Origin of the sequence: Streptomyces dryopteridis, assembly GCF_049606955.1 — a bacterium.
Classification (GTDB): Bacteria; Actinomycetota; Actinomycetes; order Streptomycetales; family Streptomycetaceae; genus Streptomyces.
Map to the genome: position 1 here is coordinate 4,095,570 of NZ_CP187113.1, position 20,418 is coordinate 4,115,987.

At 75.8% G+C, this 20,418-nt stretch carries 15 protein-coding genes and 1 pseudogene; 3 read left to right on the plus strand and 13 right to left on the minus strand.

What is annotated here, in order from left to right; translation table 11 throughout:
* Nucleotides 1–2: 2 nt before the first annotated feature.
* On the minus strand, nucleotides 3–422 hold the full coding sequence (locus ACN20G_RS17530) for a globin (protein WP_424213730.1): 420 nt from the start codon (nucleotides 420–422) through the stop codon (nucleotides 3–5).
* Between the two features lie 112 nt (nucleotides 423–534).
* Between ACN20G_RS17530 and ACN20G_RS17535 the strand changes: the two genes are divergently transcribed.
* Nucleotides 535–1,575, plus strand: a complete 1,041-nt coding sequence (locus ACN20G_RS17535; protein ID WP_424213731.1) for a methyltransferase domain-containing protein — start codon at nucleotides 535–537, stop codon at nucleotides 1,573–1,575.
* A gap of 100 nt (nucleotides 1,576–1,675) precedes the next feature.
* Here the strand turns inward: ACN20G_RS17535 and ACN20G_RS17540 are convergent, their stop codons facing one another.
* From ACN20G_RS17540 to ACN20G_RS17595, 12 genes are all read right to left on the minus strand, one after another.
* The gene (locus ACN20G_RS17540; RefSeq protein WP_424213732.1) at nucleotides 1,676–3,007 is read right to left on the minus strand and encodes an FHA domain-containing protein; all 1,332 of its coding nucleotides are present in this window, start codon (nucleotides 3,005–3,007) and stop codon (nucleotides 1,676–1,678) included.
* Nucleotides 3,008–3,067: 60 nt separating this feature from the next.
* Nucleotides 3,068–4,393 (minus strand): vWA domain-containing protein, encoded by a 1,326-nt coding sequence (locus tag ACN20G_RS17545; RefSeq protein WP_424213733.1) that lies wholly within the window; start codon nucleotides 4,391–4,393, stop codon nucleotides 3,068–3,070.
* A gap of 74 nt (nucleotides 4,394–4,467) precedes the next feature.
* A complete protein-coding gene (locus tag ACN20G_RS17550) occupies nucleotides 4,468–6,162 on the minus strand; it encodes a protein phosphatase 2C domain-containing protein (RefSeq protein WP_424213734.1) in 1,695 nt (564 codons plus the stop codon).
* A 12-nt stretch (nucleotides 6,163–6,174) separates the two neighbouring features.
* Entirely contained in the window at nucleotides 6,175–9,126 is a 2,952-nt protein-coding gene (locus ACN20G_RS17555) for a tetratricopeptide repeat protein (RefSeq protein WP_424215556.1), read from the minus strand.
* A gap of 53 nt (nucleotides 9,127–9,179) precedes the next feature.
* Nucleotides 9,180–10,445, minus strand: a complete 1,266-nt coding sequence (locus tag ACN20G_RS17560) for a hypothetical protein (RefSeq protein WP_424215557.1) — start codon at nucleotides 10,443–10,445, stop codon at nucleotides 9,180–9,182.
* A 52-nt stretch (nucleotides 10,446–10,497) separates the two neighbouring features.
* Nucleotides 10,498–11,472 carry a glutamate ABC transporter substrate-binding protein gene (locus tag ACN20G_RS17565; protein ID WP_424213735.1) on the minus strand — a complete coding sequence of 325 codons (975 nt, stop codon included), beginning with the start codon at nucleotides 11,470–11,472 and terminating at the stop codon, nucleotides 10,498–10,500.
* A gap of 152 nt (nucleotides 11,473–11,624) precedes the next feature.
* Nucleotides 11,625–13,028, minus strand: a complete 1,404-nt coding sequence (locus tag ACN20G_RS17570; protein ID WP_424213736.1) for a hypothetical protein — start codon at nucleotides 13,026–13,028, stop codon at nucleotides 11,625–11,627.
* Nucleotides 13,029–13,273: 245 nt separating this feature from the next.
* Nucleotides 13,274–13,849, minus strand: coding sequence for a cysteine hydrolase family protein (locus tag ACN20G_RS17575; RefSeq protein ID WP_424213737.1), 576 nt, complete (start codon nucleotides 13,847–13,849; stop codon nucleotides 13,274–13,276).
* A 103-nt stretch (nucleotides 13,850–13,952) separates the two neighbouring features.
* On the minus strand, nucleotides 13,953–14,957 hold the full coding sequence (locus tag ACN20G_RS17580; RefSeq protein WP_424213738.1) for an N-acetylglucosamine kinase: 1,005 nt from the start codon (nucleotides 14,955–14,957) through the stop codon (nucleotides 13,953–13,955).
* A complete protein-coding gene (locus tag ACN20G_RS17585; RefSeq protein ID WP_424213739.1) occupies nucleotides 14,948–16,216 on the minus strand; it encodes a 6-phospho-beta-glucosidase in 1,269 nt (422 codons plus the stop codon). The genes ACN20G_RS17580 and ACN20G_RS17585 overlap by 10 nt, the downstream gene beginning before the upstream one ends.
* A 114-nt stretch (nucleotides 16,217–16,330) precedes the next feature.
* Nucleotides 16,331–17,560 (minus strand): ROK family transcriptional regulator, encoded by a 1,230-nt coding sequence (locus tag ACN20G_RS17590; protein WP_424213740.1) that lies wholly within the window; start codon nucleotides 17,558–17,560, stop codon nucleotides 16,331–16,333.
* Between the two features lie 209 nt (nucleotides 17,561–17,769).
* Nucleotides 17,770–18,864 (minus strand): mechanosensitive ion channel family protein, encoded by a 1,095-nt coding sequence (locus ACN20G_RS17595; RefSeq protein WP_424215558.1) that lies wholly within the window; start codon nucleotides 18,862–18,864, stop codon nucleotides 17,770–17,772.
* Nucleotides 18,865–19,150: 286 nt separating this feature from the next.
* Between ACN20G_RS17595 and ACN20G_RS17600 the strand changes: the two are divergent.
* Nucleotides 19,151–19,684, plus strand: a pseudogene (locus ACN20G_RS17600) (HNH endonuclease); the annotation flags it as partial.
* Nucleotides 19,685–20,187: 503 nt separating this feature from the next.
* A complete protein-coding gene (locus ACN20G_RS17605; RefSeq protein ID WP_424213741.1) occupies nucleotides 20,188–20,412 on the plus strand; it encodes a hypothetical protein in 225 nt (74 codons plus the stop codon).
* Nucleotides 20,413–20,418 lie beyond the last annotated feature (6 nt).

Here is a 20,418-nt window from a genome sequence, read left to right on the forward strand (position 1 = left end):
GCTCAGCCCGCCGTGTTGATCATCGAGGCGGCGGCGTACGTCAGGTACTTCCACAGGCGCTCCTCGTGCTCCGGCGCGAGCCCCAGCTCGTCCAGGGCCACGCGCATGTGCGCCAGCCACGCGTCGTGTGCGGCGGCGTCCACCTGGAACGGGGCGTGCCGCATCCGCAGCCGCGGGTGGCCCCGGCCGTCGCTGTACGTCGTCGGGCCGCCCCAGTACTGCATGAGGAAGAGCGCGAACCGGTCCTCGGCCGGCCCGAGGTCCTCCTCCGGGTACATGGGGCGCAGCAGCGGGTCCTGCGCCACGCCCTCGTAGAAGCGGCGCACCAGCCTGCGGAAGGTCTCCTCGCCGCCGACCTGTTCGAAGAAGGTCTGTTCCGACACGGTCTGTTCCGAAGCGGTGCTTCCCGGGTTCTCAGTCACCCCACCATCGTCTCAGACCCCCCGACCGAGGACCCCGGACCTACGACCGTCCCTGACCGTCCCCGACCGTCCCCGCCGGGCGCGGGGGCCGTCGGCGGGCCACAGTGGACACATGGCGGCGGGCGAGCGGGATCCCACCGCGAGCGGCCGGGACGCGCGGGCGCTCGCGCACGCCGGGCTGGTCCGTGAACTGGTGACGGCCGGGGTGCTGCCCGATCCGGCCTGGCGGGCCGCGTTCGAGGCGGTGCCCCGGCACGCGTTCGTGCCGTGGTTCTTCGCGCCGCGCGGCGCCGGGCACGAGCGGCTGTGGTCCGAGGACCCCGACCCGGAGCGCCGGGCCCGCTGGCTGCGCGGGGTGCACGCGGACACGCCGGTCGCGATCCGGCTCCGGGACGGGATCCTGACCTCCTCCTCCAGCCAGCCCTCGCTGATGGCGCGGATGCTGCACGCGCTGGACGTGGCGGACGGGCACCGGGTGCTGGAGATCGGCACGGGCAGCGGCTGGAACGCGGGCCTGCTCGCCCACCGGCTCGGCTCGGACGCGGTGACCACCGTGGACCTCGACCCGGAGATCACCGAGTCCGCGCGCGGCCACCTCGCGGCCGTGGGGCTGGGACCGACGGTGGTCACCGGGGACGGGGCCCGGGGCTGCCCGGCGCGCGCCCCCTACGACCGGATCCTGGTGACCTGCGCGCTGCCGACCGTGCCGCCGGCCTGGCCCGCGCAGTGCCGGCCGGGCGCGCTGGTGCTGGCGCCGCTGGCCACGGGACTGCTCGCGCTGCGGGTGCGGGACGCCGGGTTCGCGGAGGGCCGGTTCCTGCGCACGCCCGTGTACTTCGTGCCGCTGCGGGGGGCGTGCGCGAGCCCGCCGGACGCGTGGCGGGAACGGGAGTCGCAGGCGTGCGGGCTGACGGAGAACGAGGCGTTCCGGTTCATGCTGCTGGTGACGGGGGCCACGCTGCACCCGCGCGAGGCGCTGGACCTGTGGCGGGGCGAGGGCCGACCGGGCCGGGAACGGTTCGGGGTGACGGTGACCCCGGAGGGCGCGTGGGCCTGGCTCGACGACCCGGACGGCCCGTACGCGTGGCCGCTGGGCGAGGAGGGGGCCGGCTCCGGAACGGGTTCCGGTTCTCGGGCCGGGGCCGGTGGCTGACGGGCGGGGCCGGTGCGGGCCGGTGCGGGCCGGTGCGCGAGGAGCCCGCCCGGGGTCCGGGCGGGCTCCTCGACGGGGGCGCGGATCGCGCGCGGGCGGGTCAGCCCACGCGGATGGTGAGGGTGGTCCAGGCGCCGACGTGGACGCGGTCGCCGTCGCGCAGCGGGATCGGCACGAACGGCTGGATCGGGTCCTCGCCGCCGTTGATCGTGGTGCCGTTCGTGGACTCCTGGTCCACCACGGCCCAGCTGCCGTCGGGCTGGCGCACCAGCACGGCGTGCTTGTGCGAGACGCCCGGGTCCTCCGGCGGCACCGACAGGTCCACGTCCGGGGACTCGCCGGTGGAGGCGCGGCGGCGGCCGATGGTGAGCTGTCCGCCGGTGAGCCGGATGTGCTGCTCGGGGGAGTAGGCGGGCAGGTTCAGGCCGGCGGCCTCCGGGCCGCTGCGCTGCATCATGGCCAGGAAGTAGTCGCGGTCCGGGCCGATGGTGACGGACCAGGAGTTCGACGCGGGCGCGGGCGGCTGCGGGGCCTGCGGCGGCTGCGGCTGCTGTTGCGGCTGCTGCTGGTAGGGGGACTGGGGTATCGGGGCGTGTCCGTACGCCTCCGCGCCCTGGCCCTGCTGCTGCCCCTGCTGCGGGTGGCCCTGCTGCTGACCGTAGCCCTGGTTCTGGCCCGGGTACGGGGGCTGCTGCGCGCCGCCGGGGGGCGGGAGCAGCCAGTCGTCGCCGTCCTGGGACGGGGCCAGCGGTTCGGCGTGCCGGTTCACGCGCGAGGGGCGCGAGCCCTGGTACTCGTACGCGTCGGGGTCGAGGTGCCCGCCGCCCGTCTGGTGCGGGGGCGCCGGGGGCGCGGCGGGGCCGCCGTAGCCGAGGGAGGCGTCCGAGCCGGTGCCGTAGGGGTCGCCCGGCTGGTGCTGCGGGGGCGTCTGCGGCGGGGGCGGCGGCTGGTACGCGCCGTGCTGCGACGGGGACTGGTGCTGCCCGTGCTGCGGCTGCGCGTGCTGACCGCCGTGCTGCGGTTGTCCGTGCTGCTGACCGCCGTGCTGGGGCTGCCCGTGTTGGGGTTGGCCGGGGTGGGGGCCGCCGTGCTGCTGCGGGGCGTGCGGGCCGGACGGCGGGGGCGGCGGGGCGCTCGGGCCGAGGCCCCGGCCCTGCTGCGGGTCCGGGGCTATCGGGGTGTACGAGGTGGCGGTGCGGGTCAGGAAGTTGAACCGGCACTCCTCGCAGAAGGGCGCCATCGCCTCGCGGGGCGTGCGGCACTGCGGACAGAGCTCGGCCTGGGCGGTGGCGTCACCGCCGGCCGGCGGGTAGCCGTACCCCTCGTGCGCGGGGGCCGCCGCAGCGGCGCCCGCGGCCCCGCCGATGCGGTGGCCGCAGAACTCGCACCAGTCGTCGGAGACGGACTGGTGGCCGTTCGGGCAGGTCGGCATCTCGACCCTTCCCCCTTCTTCTCCCCGCACATCGTCGGCGTCTCGGCCGCGACGGACGTGTCAGGTCCTCTTCACTCGGACGGTCTTGGTCGAACGCGTTTCGAGGGTCATCTCGTCGGCGTCGGCGACCTTGGCTTTCAGGCGCACAGTACCCGCCTCCACGTCGACCACGTCCACGACCTTCGACAGCAGTTTGGCGGTGTCCTCATTGCCGGAGACGTTCGCGAGCTGCACGGCTCGGCCCAATTTGGCGGTCGCGCCATCGATATCGCCCAGTTTGCGTGCTTCCAGGCCCTGCCGGATGACCCTGGCCAACTCGGCCTGCCCCGTGTAGTGCGCGACCTGCGGATTGATCGCTGTGGACATGGCCACATCCTCCGTCCACACCGCCCGTACCAAGCCTTGGGACAGCACCGTCGGAGGGGTTCCGGATCCGCTTCCGGGCAGCACCAGGGACACCCGCGCCGCGAGCATCTCCTGCCCGATCCCGGCCTCCGGAACCCGCACGCACAGGTGGTAGTCGCGCACCTCGTCGCCCCAGGATCCGGTCGGGTGGTCGCCCGCCCGGGGCCCGGCCTCGGTGCGCCGGTCCGTCAGGTCCACGACCGTCGGCGCGACCTGCTTGAGGTGCACCAGCTCGGTGTTGACCGGGGTCCACACCCGCAGGGCCACGTCCGCGACGTCCTTCTCCAACACCGCGCGCAGCATCCCCGTGAAGTCCTCCGCCAGGTGCGCCGGGTCCGCCACGATGTCGGCCGTCCCCAACAGGGCCTCCGCGATCCCGGTCACCTCCTTGACCTCCCAGTCGGTGCCCACGCCCCGCGCGTCGCACGTGAACCGGCCCGCGCACTCCTCCAGGGCCGCCCGCAGCGCCGCCGGCTCCTCGTGCTCGTTGCGCCCGTCGGTCAGCAGGACGCCGTGCCGGATCCGCGCCCCCGAGGCCGCCAGCAGCCGGTCCGCGAGCCGCAGCCAGGTCCCGATCGCGGTGCCCCCGCTCGCCGTGAGCGAGCGCAGCGCGTCCTTGGCCTCGGCCCGGGTGCGGGCGTCGGCGATCGCCGTGCGGCCCCCGCGCGGGTACACCTCGCGGGCCACGTGGGTGCCCGCGACCACCGCGAACTCGGTGCCGTCGCGCAGCGTGTCCAGGACCGCCGCCGTGGCCGCCCGGGCCCCCGCCATCTTCGTCGGCGGGTAGTCCATGGAGCCCGAGCAGTCCACCATGATCACCACCGCGGTGGCGCCCGGGTCGGCGGCCCGGGTCGCGGTGGCCCCGCCCGAGGAGGTCACGGTGAGGATCGCGTGGACCTCCCGGCCGCCCTCGGGCAGGAACTCGTTCTGGTACACCGCCAGGTCGAACCGGGGTGCCTGGGGTTTGGCGAAGTTCGCCATCGGATCGTTCCCCTCCGCGTCGATCGTCGAGCGCTCTCGCGCACACCGTCAGCCGTGCCCCGCGCCGGGCCCGTTCAGTCCGCCGGGCCCCCGGCCGGGTCCGGCGCGGCCGCCGGGGCCACCGGCACCGGCACCACGGCCACCGTCACGTTGTCGTGCCCGCCGCCCGCGAGCGCGTGCTCCACCAGGAACCGGGCGCTCTCCACCGGCCGCGACGCCGCGTCCGCCGGCAGCACCGCCGCCATGTCGTCCGCCGACTCCGCGTAGTTCCACAGCCCGTCCGTGCACACCACGACCACCCCCGGCCGGTCCGGCCGGTACGCCGCCGTGTGCGGTTCCAGCTCGTACGCGTCCGCGCCCAGCCAGCCCGTGATGGCGTGGGCCCGGGAGTCCGCGTACGCCTCCGCCTCCTCCATCAGCCCCGCCGCGACCATCTGCGCCGCCCACGAGTCGTCCTGGGTGAGGCGGGCCGGCGGGATGGACCGGTCGTCGGGCACCCAGTAGGCCCGGCTGTCGCCGACCCAGCCCACGATCAGGGTGCCCTGCGCGACCACCGCGCCGACCAGCGTGCACGCCGGGGAGTTCTGCGCGCCCGGCACCTCGGGGGCCAGCGCGTTGACGGCCTCGGCGGCGGCGAGGATCGCCTCGTGCATCGCGTCCCGGGCCCGGGCCCCGCGCGGCAGGGCGTCCGTCAGCAACTCGCCGGCGGTGCTCGCGGCGGCGGCCGACGCCTCGTCGGGACGGCTCGCGGAGGAGACCCCGTCGCACACGATCGCGATGGTGGCCGTGGTGCCGTCGGGCATCGCGGTCGCCGAGATCGCGAACGAGTCCTCGTTGCGGTGGTGGCGCAGCCCGCGGTCGCTGACGGCGGCCACCGTGCCCAGCGCCTCCTCCACGTGGTCCCGCTCGCGCGGCTGCGCGTGCCCGCAGTTCTCGCAGTAGCCGTCGGTGTCCACCCGGCCCGCGTGACAGGCCGTGCACGTCTTGCCCGGGGCCGGCGCGGGGGCCTGCGGCGCGGGCGCCGGGGCCGCGGGCGCGGCGGCCGGGGGAGCGGTCACGGGGGCGTCGTCCCGGGTCGGCCACGGCACGCTGCCGGGGCCGCCGGTGGTCGGATCGGCCGGCCGCTCGGGGCCGGAGTCGGTACCGCCGGGACGGGCCGGGGCCAGGTGGTAGCCGTCGTCGTCGGCGTCCCCCGCGCCCTCGCCTGTTCCCTCGTGCCCTCCGGTGGGGCCGGGCTCCGGCGCGGGGTGCCCGGCGGCGGGCTCCATGCCGGGGACCGGGTTCGGGCCCGTCGGGTGCGGGCCGTCGCAGCCGCGCCCGTGCCCGGCCGGTTCGCCCGCCCCCCACGCGTCGCCCCGGTAGGGGTCCAGGGGCCGGCTCACCGGACCGGTCGGCTCCCCGTACCCGGGGCCGGGGCCGTCGCCGTACGAGGTCCGGCCCCGGGGCGGCTCGCCGTAAGGCCCGCCGCCGTGCGGACCGGACCCGTACGCGTCGGGCCCGGACCCGTACGCGTCAGGGCCGTACGCGCCGGAGCCGTACGGGTCGGTGCCCGGCGTCGGGTCCACGAGGGTCGGCGCGGGCGAGGAGGTCGGCCCCCAGCCCGGGGCGGCGGCGGTCGGCACCCCGGCGGCCGGGGTCGACACGGCGGCCCGGGCGGGGGTGGGGGTCGGCGCGGCGGGGTCGGGGACGGGCAGACCGCAGTTTCCGCAGAAACGGTCCCCCTCCTCCAGCGGCTCCGCGCAGCTCGGGCAGCCGGCCGGCTGTTGCATCCGCGACATCTCTCACACCCACGTCCTGGGGCGGATGCGGTTGGCCCGCTCCACCAGTTGGATCCGTTCCTCACCCAGTCGCGCCAACCGCGCCAACACGCGGTAGGAACGCTCCAGACCGAGCCGCAGCCCCCGTTCGTCCCACGCGCTGCCGAGCAACGAGGACCGGTCGGGGGACGGGCCCCGGCGACCCGACAGTACCCAGTCCAGGGCCGCGCCCAGAACTTCGGTGGTCAATCGCTCGTGGCGTTCGGGATCCAGTCCGAATCGGTGCAACTCCGCCACCTGTTCGGCCGCCGCGCCCAGGTCCGTGCCCAGCTCCTCCGTGGGCTCCCGGTCCCGCAGCCGGGCGCGCACGGCCGCGATCCGGGCGGCGGTGAAGTGGATCGAGGAACCCGGCACCGACTCCAGCGTCCGCACCGCCCCGGTCCGGTCGGCGGCCGCCAACCGGACCCGGGCCAGTCCGAAGGCCGCGCTGACGAACCCCGGGTCGGTCAGCCACACCAGCCGGTAGTACTCGGCCGCGTTGTCCAACTGCCCCAGCACCTCCGCGCACAAGCCCAGCGCCAGCTTGGGCGCCGGCTCCCCCGGGAAGGCGTCGTAGAGCGCGTCGAAGGACAGCGCCGCCGTCTCGTCGTCCCCGCCGGCCAGGGCGGCGACCCCGCGCGCCCACACCACCCGCCAGTCCTCCGGGAAACGCTCCTCCAGTTCGGCCAGGGTGTCCCCGGCCGCCGGGTCGCCCAGCTCCAGCAGGGCCCGCAGCTCGCGCAGCCGCAGCTCCACGCTCGGCTTGACCTCGGGGTCCGCGCGCAGCGCCGCCAACGCCTCGGCGGGCGCGGAGGCCACCAGACCGGCGAGGAAACCGGCGTTGGGGTCGGTCGGATCGACGAGCGGCACGGGCAGGGCCAGGGCCGCGTCCGCCGGGTCCAGGGCCCCGCCGCCCAGCGCCCCGCCCCGCGTCCCGGGCCCCGGATCCGGTCGCGGCGTCGCGTGCGGGAGGGCCGGGGACACGGGAACCGGAACGGAGCCGGCCCCGCCGCCGGCCGGCGCCGGGCTCGGGCGCAGCACCGGCACCGAGCCCGTGGCCGACATCGGCAGGGACACCGGCGGGCCGCCCGTCACATGCGTCACGGAGGAGCCGAGCGGGGCCACCGCCCCGCCCCCGACCGGGACCAACGGGACCGCCCCGACCGCGCCGGCCGCCCCGCCCGTCCCCTCGCCAGAGGTCCGCGCGCCCGGAACCGGAACCGACGCGAGAGCCGCCGAAACGGCCGCCGGCGCCGGCGCCGGCCCGCCCGATCCGGCCGGCACCGCCGCCGGGCCCGTGCGCCCCGCCGCACCGATCGCCCCGCCGGCGGCCCGTTCGCCGCCGCGCCCGAACAGCCGGCCCAGCGTGCCCGAGGTCGAGGGCGCCGCCGGCCGAGCGCCCAGCCGCGTCACCTCCGCCGACCCCGAGTCGTCCGCGTACAACCGGGTGTCCGGAACCCTGATCTCGGCCCCGAACAGACTCGACAACTGCGGGTGCGCCCGGCCCGTCCGCAGCGCCATCACCTCCCGCAGGACCCCCGTCAACTGCTCGGCCATCTCGTGCGCCGACCCGAACCGGCGCCCCGGATCGGGGTCGGTGGCCCGCACCAGCAGCCGGTAGAAGGACTCGTACCGCTGGAAGACCTCGATGTGCTCCGGATCCGGCAGGGAATCCGCGAACACCGTCGTGTAGCCCTGGAAGTCGAAGGTCAGCACCGCCAGGGTCCGCGCCACCGTGTACAGGTCGGAGGCGACCGAGGGCCCCAGCTCCGCGACCTCCGGCGCCTGGTAGCCGACCGTGCCGTAGATCGCCGAGTCCTCGTCGTCCATCCGGCGGACCGCGCCCATGTCGATCAGCTTCAGCTGGTTCTGCTGCTGGATCGCGTTGTCGACCTTGAAGTCGCAGTACAGCAGGTTCCGGCTGTGCAGGTGCCCCAGCGCCTCCAGCGCCTCGATCCCGTACGCGCACGCCTGCTCCACCGGCAGCGGATCGCGCCGCCCGTCCTCCCGGCGCCGCTCGTTGGCGATCTCCTTCAGCGATTTCCCGCCCACGTACTCCATGACGATGTACCCGTCGAGGGAGCCCGTGCGCTGGTCCAGGTGTTCCACGAAGTTGTAGATGCGCACGATGTTCGCGTGCTCGATCTCGGCGAGGAACCTGCGCTCGGAGATCGCCGCCGCCATCGCGTCCTGGTCCCCGGTGTCGAGCAGGCCCTTGAGCACCACCCATCGCGAGGACACCGCCCGGTCCACCGCCAGGTACACCCAGCCCAGCCCGCCGTGCGCGAGACAGCCCAGCACCTCGTACTGGCCGTGCACGATCTCGCCGGTGCGCAGCTTGGGCACGAAGGAGTACGGGTGGCCGCACTTGGTGCAGAAGCCCTCCGTGCGCCCCGGCCGGTCCCCGCGCGAACGGCCCACGGGGGCCCCGCAGTCGGACCGGGAGCAGAACCGCTTGCGTTCGGGGACCTCCGGGTTCGCCAGGACGGCGCGCGCCGGGTCCGGACGCGGCACCTCGGGCACGGTGACCAGGCCCGCGCCGAGCCGGCCCCGGCTCAGGGCGCCCGAGCCGGCGGTGCCGGAGCCGCGCACGGAGACGCTGCGGGTGGAGGTGGTGCCGGAACGGGCCAGCGAGAGCCGGCCCGAGACCGAGCGCCGCGAGGAGGAGGAACGGGAGGACCGCGAGGAACGGGCCGAGGCGGAGGACGCCGAGCGCGTGCCCTGCGAGCCCTGGGAGCCCTGGGACCCGCGGGCGCGCCGCGAGCCCTGGGACCCCTGCGAGCCGGGCCCGCCCAGGGCGTGCACCTCCTCGCCCCGGACCCGGGCCGGGCTGGTCATGCCGGTGGGCGGCGAGAGCAGTTCGGCGGCGCCGGCCGCGTTCGGCGCGGGCAGCGGCGCCAGCCCGCAGGTGTCGCAGTACAGCTCCCCGCCGCCCATGTCCTCGTAGGCCCCCGGGCAACCGGGTCGACCGCACGGGGTCCCGTTCAGGCTCACGCGTCCTCCTCGCCCGACCACCGGGGCCGGTCCCGCGGGGCGGCCGGGGTGCCGGCCTCCGCCGCCGCCCGCTGGTACCGCGTGACGGCCTGCTCGGCCGCCCGCAGGTCGCACGGGGCACTCCACAACATCCGACGGGCCGTGTCGTAGCGCTCGGCGAGGATCGGGTCCTCGGCGAGCCCGATCCGGGTCACCTTCGCCTTGAACGCGTCCAGTCGGCCGCGCAGTTCGGCCCGGACCGCCAGCGGGGCGGTCACGGCCGTCAACGACTCCCGGGCCCGGGCGAGTTCCTCCTCGGCCCGTACCTCCAGGTCGTCCAGCAGCGGCTGGAGCCGGTGCCAGCGGGACTCGCGCCGGTGCTCGATCGCCGTCGACACGCGTTCGTGCAGCGCCGCGGACGGGCCGTTGACGACGGGAACCTCCGTCGCGGCGATCTTCGAGAGCACCTCGGCGCGGGCCGACCGGGCCTCGGCCAGGGTCCGGTCGGCCCGGGTCAGCAGGTCCCGCACCCGGATCAGCCGCTGTTCGGCGTCCTGCCGCACGGTGAGCACGGCGTCCACCTCCCGCCGCACCTCCTCCAGGGTCCGCGCGGCCCGGTCGTAGCGTTCGGTGTCCGGCCGGCCGCCGCCCGGCGCCGCCCCGCCGCCGGCCGGGCGCCAGAACGCCAGCGGATCGGAGATCACCTCGGCGCGCAGCGCGGCCAGGTCCTCCGTGACCCCCGCCAGCACGTCCCCGGCCGGGTGCTCGCCCGGCCGCACGCCCACCGAGTGCGCCAGCGAACGGGTCCGGTGCAGCTCGGCGGCCAACAGGTCTATCCGCGCGGGCAGCGCCGACCACACCGAGTCCGCGGCCACCACCACGTCCAGCGCGCCCGCGTACAACGCGTTCATCCGCGCCACCAGCTCCCCGAGGGTGAACCGGGTGCTCAGCTCCTCGCCCTCGCGCGCCCCGCCCGCGATCACCAGCGCCTGCCCGCGCAGCAGCTCGGTCAGGGCCACGAGGTCCTCGCGCGCCGGCCGCCGGCGCCGCTCCCGGATCGCCCGCGCCTCCTCCAGCGCCGCGCTGTACGCGTCGAAGCAGTTCCACAGGGCCGTCACGTCGGCGTCCGCGACCGTCCACCGGTCCCGGGTCACCCCCGTGAGCGCCGCCCCCTCCAACAACCTGCGACCGGCGTGGTCCTGGAGCGCGAGCAGTGAGCTCTCCACCGCCTCGAACTCCGCGGACCAACGCGTCAGCGCGCGATCGACCTCGTCCTGGTCCATCAGCGTCGGCACCGTCACCGCCCTCCCCTTCCCGTCGTCGCGTCCGGCCCGTTCAGTCCCGGTACAGGGGCTGCGGCGGCGTGGAGCCCACGTCCCCCATGGCCTTGCGCAGGTAGTTGTCATAGGCCCTGCGCCACGCGCTGTTCGCGCCGCCGGCCCGGTAGTCCTCCAGCACCTTGTTGACGCGCCGCACCAGGTCCTCGGCGCCCTTGTTCATCGCGACCCCGTAGTACTCGGTGGTGAACGGCTCGCCCACCAGCCGCATCGAGGGGTCCTGCGCGATCTGCCCGGCCGCCAACGCGTTGTCGGTGATCACCCCGTCCACCTCGCCGAGCTGGGTCCGCACCAGGCAGTCCAACTGGTTGGGCACCGGGACGGCCTTCGCCCCGAAGGACTTCGCGGTCAACGCGGCCTCCGCCGTGGACCCGGTCGCCACACAGATCCGCTTGCCGGCCAGGCTCTCGTCGTAGCCGGTGATCTTCGAGACGGCCGGGGCGAGGACCTGCTGACCGGCGGTGAAGTACGCCGTGGAGAACGCCACGTCCGCCAACCGCTTGCAGTTGATCGTCATCGTGCGCACCACCACGTCCACCCGACCCTCCTTCAGGGCCGGGATCCGCTGACTGGTCGGGATCGCCCGGTAGATCACCGCGTTCTCGTCGCCCAGGATCTCCTTCGCGATGGCCTTCACCAGGGCGATGTCGAACCCGTCCAACCCGCCCGGCGCCGAGGGGTTGGCGTATCCCCACATGTAGCTGTTCTGGTCCACGCCCGCGACGAGCTTGCCCGCGCTCTTGATCCGCTTGACCGCGTCCCCGTCCGCGGTCGACGGCTTCAGGCTCGCCGTCGCGTTCGTCTTGTCGTCGCACTCCGTCGACGGCAGCGCCGGCAGGGCCGGCGGCCCGCCCGGCCCCGTCGCCGGGGTGGCCAGCAGGGTCGCCGCCGCCGGCTCCCGGGGCACCTCGGGCCCCACGCCGCTCAACGGCAACAGGGCCACCGCCGCCGTCATCGCGCAGGCCGCGGCCATCGCCGACACCCCGCCCCACCCGCGCGGCCGACGCGGCAGGAACCCCGCCCGCCGCCCGTGCGCGGACCCCGACTCGGACCCCGGTTCGGCCCCCGGCCCGGGCCATGGCCCGGACACCCGTGCGGACATCGGCATTCGCTCCATCCGGCGTCTCACCTGTACTCCGACAGTCGCCGGCCGACGCCCACGAGCGCGGCGGCGGCGCCCAGCAGCGCCAGCACCACGGCCCCGACGGCCAGGCCGTCGAAGGCCGCGACCCCGCCGCGCGCGGCGTCGGTGAACTCCCGCTGCTCGTGCGCCAGGGCCTTCTCCAAGGACGCGTCCACGACGTCGAAGGAGGCCCCGGTGCTCGCCGAGCCCCCGACCACCGCCTCCCGCGCCTCCTTGAACCGCCCCGAGAGGTCCACCTCCCGGGCCTTCTTGTGCCGCTCACGCCACTCCGCGGCCGCGGCCGCCGCGGCCCGCACCGGCTCCCGGCCCGCCTCGTCGTCGGCGACCTCGGCGGCCCGCTCCAGGCCGGCCACCAGCGCGTTCATGTTCTTCTCGTAGTCCACGTCGTACTTGTCGGACTTCTTGTCCGCCGCGAGCACCGCGCCCCGCGACACCAGCGTCAGGTTCTCGTTCGCCCGCGCCTGGAGCGAGGCGATCCGGGCCTCGCCCAGCACCCGCAGCGACCGCTGCCCGTCCTCCCGCGCGCTCGTGAGCCCCGACCGGGCCACCGTGTGCCCCACCGCCAGCCACAGCACGACCACCGTCGCCGCCGCCGTGGCCGCCACCAACCCGTGGTTGAACACCCGGTTGGTGTGCGCCAGGTCCCGCCGCTGCGCCCACACCAGGGCGCCCAGCGCGAGCACGCCGACCCCCAGCGCCGGCCACGGCCAGGACCGGGCCGCGTCCTCGTCGGTGCCCAACCGGGCCGTCTCGGAGGTGTACAGCCGCTGCGCCGCCGGCAACAGGACGGTGCTCATCCGCTCGTTCGCGTACCGCAGGTAGGCCCCGCCGAGCGGCAGGTTCTGCCGGTTGTTGGCCCGGGCCGTCTCCACCAGCCCGGTGTAGCGCGGCAGTTCCCGGCCGAGCAGGTCGATCTCCTGCCGGGAGCTCTCGTCGGCGTCGGTGTTGGCGGCGGCCTTCAGCAGCAGCCGGGACGCGTCCTCGATGTCCTTCTCGTACCGCGCCCGCACCTCGGCGGGCTTGGTGCCCTCGGCGAGGAAACCGCTGGAGGCGGCCGTGTCGGCGTCGGCGAGGAAACGGTAGACGGACGCGGCGTCCGCGCTGAGCGGCTGGCTGCGCCGCACGACGTCGTCCCCGGCGCCCGCCCGGTCCACGACCTGCCAGGCCGCGACCGCCCCGAACGCCACCACCAGCGCGGCCAACAGGGCCCCGATGATCCGCAGTCGGCCCGGCTCCGTCACGGCGGCGGCCCGAACCCGGTCCACCCCCTCGGACCAGGCACTGCGCCGCTTCACGGACGCGACCGCGCCCTCCTCCGGCCCGGCCGGACCACCCGACCCGACCGGCGCCCGCGCGGGCGCGGCGGGCGTGCTCGTCGTGACCATGACCTCCCCCTCGGTCGCGCACTGTGTCGCAGAAGTATGGACCCACCCCCGGCCACCGACACCACCCCGTGTCGCATCCCGGGACCCGACCCCTCGCTCCCCTTCCTACCCACCCACCCCCCGACCCTCTCCAGCCGATTCCCGCCCCCACTCCCGCCGGACCGCCCGGCCCCGCCCCCTTCGAACCCCTGCACGCTCCGAACCCCCGCCCCGGTTCCGGATCCGGGCCCACGCGCCCCCGGGGGTCAGGCCGCCGGGGCGACGCCCGCCAAGAGCTCCCCGACCGTCGCGGTCAGCACCCCGAGGGCGGCCAACTCGGCCAGGGCCCCGTCGTGCTCGGCGGTCGTGCGGGCGGCCACCGCGTCCCGGACCACGGTGACCCGCAGGCCCCGGGCCGCGGCGGTCCGGGCCGTGGCGGCGATGCCGTGCGTGGTGGCGAGTCCGGCGAGCACCACGTCGGTCACGGCGAGCCGCGCCAGTTCCTCCCCGAGCCCGGTGCCCGCGAACGCGTCCAGGGCGTCCTTCGTGATCACCAGGTCCCCGGGTGCGGGCGTGACCGGCGGACACAGCAGGTTGGCGGGGGCGTCGGGCCCGCCGTCGGCGCCGTCGGCCCGCAGGTGACGCACGAGCACGAGGACCGGGTCCGGACCGAGTCGGGCCAGGCCCGCCCGGAGCGCGGCGGAGGCCGCGAGGACCGCCGCGCCGTCCCGGGGCTCCCAGGGCAGGTCGACGATCCACCGCTGGAGGTCGACGAGCACCAGGGCGGTGCGGCCCGCACCGGTGCCGGCCGCGGTGGTGTCGGTGCCGGTGGTGTCGGTCATGGCGGTCCCCCGAATGCTCCTGCGTGTGCCGGTCGGGGCCACTGTACGAGCGGTGCCGGGGGCGGGCCCGGGGCCCGCCCCCGGGTGGGGGCGGGGGGCGGGGTCAGCCGATCTGGCTGCGGAGGTGGGCCAGGGCGGTGGCCGGGGCGCCGACCGCGTCCAGGCCGAGGAGGCCGGCGCCGAGGACCGGGCGGGCCGTGACCACCGACAGGCGGGCCAGGGGGGCGCGTCGGGCCAGGCCCTCGGCGATCCGGTCGTTGAGCTGCGGGTGCCGGGCGGCGACCACGCTGCCGCCGAGGACCACCGGCGCCGGCTGCTCCAGCAGGTCCAGGCGGGCCAGGGCCACCGAGGCCATCGCGACGATCTCGTCGGCCTGCCGGTGCACCAGTCCCGTCGCCACCGCGTCCCCGTCGGCCGCGACCCGGAACAGCACGGGCACCAGCTCGTGCAGCCGGCCCTGGGGCAGTTCGCCCAGGTGCAGGGCGGCGAAGACCTCCGCCACGGAGCCGAGCCCGAAGGTCCGCGCCACCTCGCCGGCCAGCGCGGTCGGCTCGCCCCGGCCGTCCTCGGCCCGGGCCGCGAACCACAGCACCTCGCGGGCCAGTCCGCCGCCGCCGCCCCAGTCGCCCGATATCTGGCCCAGGGCCGCGAACCGGGCGGTCCGCCCGTCCGGTCGCATCCCGGCGCAGTTGACGCCGGCCCCGCACACCACGCCCACGCCGAGGGGTTCGTCGACCCCGGCGCGCAGCACGGCGAAGGTGTCGTTGAGCACCGCCGTGCGCAGGCCCCAGCCGCGCTTCTCGATCTCGCGCGCCAGTTCCTCCTCCTCCACCGGCAGGTCGGCGTTGGCGAGGCAGGCGCTGACGTGCGCGGCCAGGGGGCCGGCCGCCGGGTCCAGGCCCGCTTCGGCCGCCGCGTGCGCGACGGCCTCGGCGAGGGTGTCCACGGCCGGTTTCACGCCCACCAGCTGCGGCTGGAAGCCGCCCGAGCGGCCCCGCCCCAGCACCGTGCCGTCGGCGCCGATCAGGGCCACGTCGGTCTTGCTGTTGCCCGCGTCCACGGCGAGGACGGCGGCGGGGGGTGTCGCGGGCGGGTCGGTCAGGCCCATGCCAGGTGCTCCTTGTTGTGGGCGAGGAGACGGTCGGTCAGCCCCTCCGCGAGGTCGAACTGGCCCACCAGCGGGTGGGCGAGGAGGGCCTTGAAGACCCGGTCCCGGCCGCCGCGCAGGGCCGCGTCCAGCGCCAGGTCCTCGTAGGCGGTGACGTGCCCGATCAGGCCCGCGTACAGCGGGTCGAGGCGGGGCACGGCCAGCGGGGTCGGGCCCGAGGCGTCGATCCGGGCCTGCACCTCGATCACCGCGTCGTCGGCGAGGAAGGGCAGGGTGCCGTTGTTGCGGGTGTTGACCACCTGGATCGGGGAGCCGCCGCCGTCGCCGAGCAGGGAGGCCGCGAGGTCCACGGCGGCCTCCGAGTAGAAGGCCCCGCCGCGCTTGGCCAGCAGCTCCGGCTTCTCGTCCAGGGTCGGGTCCCCGTACATCTCCAGCAGGTTCTTCTCCATCGCCGCGACCTCGGCCGCCCGCGAGGGCTTCGTGCCCAGCTCCCGGACCACCTCGTCGTGCTGGTAGAAGTAGCGCAGGTAGTAGGAGGGGACCACGCCGAGCCGGTCCATCAGCTCGCGCGGCATGTGCAGGTCGGCGGCGACCGCGTCCCCGTGCCGGGCCAGCAGCTCGGGCAGCAGGTCGGGGCCCTCGGGCCCGCCCCGGCGCACGCCCAGCTCCCACGTGAGGTGGTTGAGGCCCACGTGGTCGAGGTGGATCTCGGAGGGGGCCAGCTCCAGGAGGGCCGCGAACTTCCGCTGGAAGCCGATGGCCACGTTGCACAGGCCCACGGCCTTGTGACCCGCGTTCAGCAGGGCGCGGGTGACGATGCCGACCGGGTTGGTGAAGTCGATGATCCAGGCGTCCGGGTTGGTGCGCCGCACCCGTTCGGCGATGTCCAGCACCACCGGCACCGTGCGCAGGGCCTTGGCCAGGCCGCCCGCGCCGGTGGTCTCCTGCCCGACGCAGCCGCACTCCAGCGGCCAGGTCTCGTCGCGTTCGCGGGCGGCCTGACCGCCCACGCGCAGCTGGAGCAGCACGGCGTCCGCGCCCGCGACCCCGGCGTCGAGGTCGGTGGTGGTGACGATCTTCCCGGGGTGTTCCTGTCGGGCGAAGATGCGCCGGGCCAGGCCGCCGACGAGTTCGAGCCGGTCGGCGGCCGGGTCGATCAGGACGAGTTCGGTGATCGGGAGGGTGTCGCGGAGCCGGGCGAAGCCGTCGATGAGTTCGGGGGTGTACGTGGAGCCGCCGCCCACCACTGCCAGTTTCATGGTCCTCGTCAGCCTTTCGGGTCGGGGTGCGCGGGCCCGGTGCTCGGGCCCGGCCGGTGTTCTGCGTCCTGCGGGAGGTGTCGTGCCGTGCTGTGCTGTGTCGTGGTGTGGGGGTCAGTGGCGGGAGGTGTCGAAGAGGTCCTCGCGGGTGGCGGCCAGAGCCGTCTCCAGCGCGCCGCCCAGGACCGGTCGGTGGGTGATCTCGCCCGGCACGATGCGGGGCCGGGTGGGGGAGAGCTCGCCGAGTTCGGCCTCCAGCCGCTCCCGCAGCGGTTCCCCGCCGGCCGCGAGGACGGCCCCCGAGAGCACCACGAGTTCGGGGTCCAGGACGGCGACCACCGAGGCCAGACCGGTGGCCAGGGTGGTGGCGTACGCGTCCAGCAGCCGGCCCCCGGTGCCCCCGGGGTCTGCCGCCGCGTCGGAGAGCAGGGCCACGGCCGCGGCCACCTGACGGCCCTCGGTGGTCGGCGCGTCCACCTCGGGCACCGCGATGCCGAGTTCGGCCGCGAGCAGCGGCAGCACCTGCGAGCCCGCCGACTCCTGGTAGCCGCCGGTGTTGCGACGGGCCACCTGCCGCTCCAGCGGGTGTCCGGGCACGGGCAGGAAGCCGACCTCGCCCGCGCCGCCGGTCCAGCCCCGGTGCAGCCGGTCGCCCAGCACCAGGGCCGCGCCGAGACCGGCCTCGTTCCACAGCAGCACGAAGTCCGGGTGCTCCCGGGCCGCGCCGCGCCGCCGTTCGGCCAGGGCCGCGAGGTTCACGTCGTTCTCGTAGGAGACCGGCATCGGCAGGGCCGCGGCGACCTCCTCCAGCAGGGTGGGGGAGTGCCAGCCCGGCAGGTGGTCGGCGTAGCGCAGGGTGCCGGTGCGGGGGTCGAAGGCGCCGGGGGTCGCGATCACCAGGTGGTGCGGGGCGTCGGCGTCCAGTCCGGCGTCGGCGAGGGCCGCCGCCAGGGCCGCGGTCACGTGGGAGACGATCGGCCCGTCCGCCGGCGGCAGTTCGGCCTCGCCGACGACCCGCCCGGTCAGGTCGGCGACGGCGGCCAGGGTCCGCTCGGGCGACACGTCCAGCGCCGCCGCGTGCCCCGCCGCCCCGTTGAGCGCCCACAGTTGGGCCTGCGGCCCGGGGCCGCCCTCGCTGGTGCCGTCCGCGACGACCAGTCCGGCCGCCTCCAGGCGGGCCAGGAGCTGGGAGGCGGTGGGTTTGGACAGGCCGGTCAGCTGCCCGATCCGGGCCCGCGTGAGGGGACCGTGGGCGAGAAGGAGCTCCAGGGCCGTGCGATCGTTCATGGCACGCAGCACACTGGGGGTGCCGGGAGTGGCTCCGGGGGGTACTCCGCGGGACATGGGCAGGCTCGCTCTCGCTCGGTCCGTTCGGGCCCCTTGGGGCGAGACCCGAAGACTGTAAGGAAAGTTTCCTGTCAATCGTCACGCTCTGTCAATACCGAGATGCGGAACGGCCCCCGCCGGAAGTCCCGCGGGGGCCGTCGCGCCCGGTGTTCGTCACCGTGCGTACGTGATCGCACCGGGGCGCGTGAGGGCGCGCCCGGGTGGGGCTACTTCGCCAGCCGGGGCCCGCCCGAACCGCCCGCGCCGCCCCCGGCGCCGCCCGCCCCGCCCGAGGGCGGGATCGGGGCCGTCGCCAGCGACTGCGGCGAGGTCGGGTTCGACAGCGCGGACGGCGCGGCCACCCCGGCGCTCGGATCGGCCGGCGCCTCCTCCTCGACCGCCTCCGGCAGCCCGCCGATGATCCCGATGCCGGCCGCGTCGAACGCCTCCTTCACCCGCCAGCGCAGCTCCCGCTCCACCGCGAACTGCTGCCCCGGCATCGTCTTCGCCGAGATCTTCACCGTCATCGACGCCAGCAGCACCTCGTCCAGGCCCAGCACCTCCACCGGACCCCACAGTCGCTCGTCCCACGGCGAGTCCTTCGCCATCGCGGTCGCGACCTCCTCGACCACCTCGCGGATCCGGTGCAGGCTCTCGCTCGGCCGGACCTGCACCTCCACGCCCGCCGTCGCCCAGCCCTGGCTCAGGTTGCCGATCCGCTTGATCTCGCCGTTGCGCACGTACCAGATCTCACCGTTGTCCCCGCGCAGCTTCGTCACGCGCAGCCCGACCTCGATGACCTCGCCCGAGGCCACCCCGGCGTCGACCTTGTCGCCCACGCCGTACTGGTCCTCGATGATCATGAACACGCCGGACAGGAAGTCCGTCACCAGGTTCCGCGCGCCGAAACCGATCGCCACACCCGCCACACCGGCACTCGCCAGCAACGGCGCCAGGTTGATCTTCAACGCGCCCAGCACCATCAGCCCGGCCGTCCCCAGGATCAGGAACGAGGCCACCGACCGCAGCACCGACCCGATCGCCTCCGACCGCTGCCGCCGCCGCTCGGCGTTGACCAGCAGCCCCCCGAACGCGGTGCCCTCCACGGCCTCCGCGCCCCGGTTCATCCTGGCTATCGTCTTGGTCAGCGTCTTGCGCACCAGCGACCGCAGCGCCATCGCCAACACGATGATCAGCAGGATCTGGAGCCCGACCTCCAGCCACTTGCCCCAGTTCTCCTCGATGAACGAGGCGGCGTTGGTCACCGTCTCGTGCGCCTCGTCGGCACTGGTGGGCAGCACGGGCACGTCGGCGGCCGGCATGGACAGGATGGCGGGCCAGGGCACGGCGGGAACCTCCAGGGAATCGCTTCCTGCCCGGTATCGGCACACGCCGGGCAGACCAACCACACTAACGGGGCGCCCGCGACGGCCCCCGAACCCCGCCCCGAACGAGACCCGGCTCACCCCCGCCCCCGGCCCCGTGTGGTCGAGAACACCCCCGACCGCGGCACGGCCGGTGGTGGCGCATCGACCTGCCCGAAGGGGAGACTGGGGACAGATCGTCCCGGCGCGGGCCACGCGCCGCCGGCGTACAAGGAGGCAGTCCGTGCCGCACGTCCTGGTCCTCAACGCGTCGTACGAGCCCCTGGGCGTCGTACCGCTCCGCCGCGCGCTCGTCCTCGTCCTGGAGAACAAAGCGGTTCCCCTGGAGGAGTCCGGCGCCTATCTGCACAGCGCGACCCGGGTGGTCCCCGCGCCCAGCGTGGTCCGCCTCAAGCGCTTCGTCCGGGTCCCCTATCGGGGGCCCGTTCCGTTGACCCGCCGCGCGCTCTTCGCCCGCGACGGGGGCCGCTGCGTCTACTGCGGGGCCGTCGCCACCAGCGTCGACCACGTCGTCCCCCGCAGCCGCGGCGGACGGCACGCGTGGGACAACGTGGTCGCGGCCTGCCGCCGCTGCAACCACGTCAAGGCCGACCGGCACCTGCTCGAACTCGGCTGGCGGCTGCGCCACGACCCCGCCCCGCCCTCCGGACCCGCCTGGCGGATCATCGGCACCGGCCACCGCGACCCGCGCTGGCTGCCCTACCTCCGCCCGTACGGCGGGGACGAGGCCCTGGCCCGGATCGCCTCCCTGGTCGCCGGACCGATCGGCGCGAGCCCCCTGCCCGGGGTCGCCGACCACGCCGTCCCCGTCCCGCACGGCCGCCCCGGCGGGGGAGCCGGCGCGGGGGCGGTGCTGCCCGGCGCCGTCGCGACCGCCCCGCCGCCCGCCACGCCCTGACGAGACCCCGCGCGCCCGGCCGGCCCGCCCACCCCGGGGCGGGCCGGCCGGCGCCCGGGCTCGCGCCCCGGCCCCCGGGCCTCGCTCGACGTTCCCTCGACGCTCCCTCGAAACGCGCCCGCGCACGCCCCCGCCCACCCCGGCCCCACCCTGACGCCCCCACCGCTCCGTTTGGCACAAACCTGCCTCTGACCTGCGAAGACGTGGCACGGACCGGCCGGCTCGATAGGCCGTCGGAGTGACCCGTTACGACACCTCACGGGCGCTTGGCCCGTTATGCGGGGGGAGTGCTCACGGCCGACTTGGGTAAGGCTGCTTGTGTTCACGCCGGCCCCGCCGGCACCTGCCCGAAGGGACCCCTCATGTCCGTGTGCCTGCGCTCCAAACGCATATCCCCGTACGCCACCGTGCTCACGGCCGAGCGGCCTCGGCCCTGGGCCTCGACCCTCGCGGGCGAGCCCCCGCTCACCAGCGAGCCCTCCTTGGCCGACACCGCCCACGCGCCGCTCACCAGCGAGCCTCCCCTGACCGACGAGGCCCCGCTGACCTGTGAACCGACGACCCCGGCCATCGCCGCGGGAGTCTGACGGCCC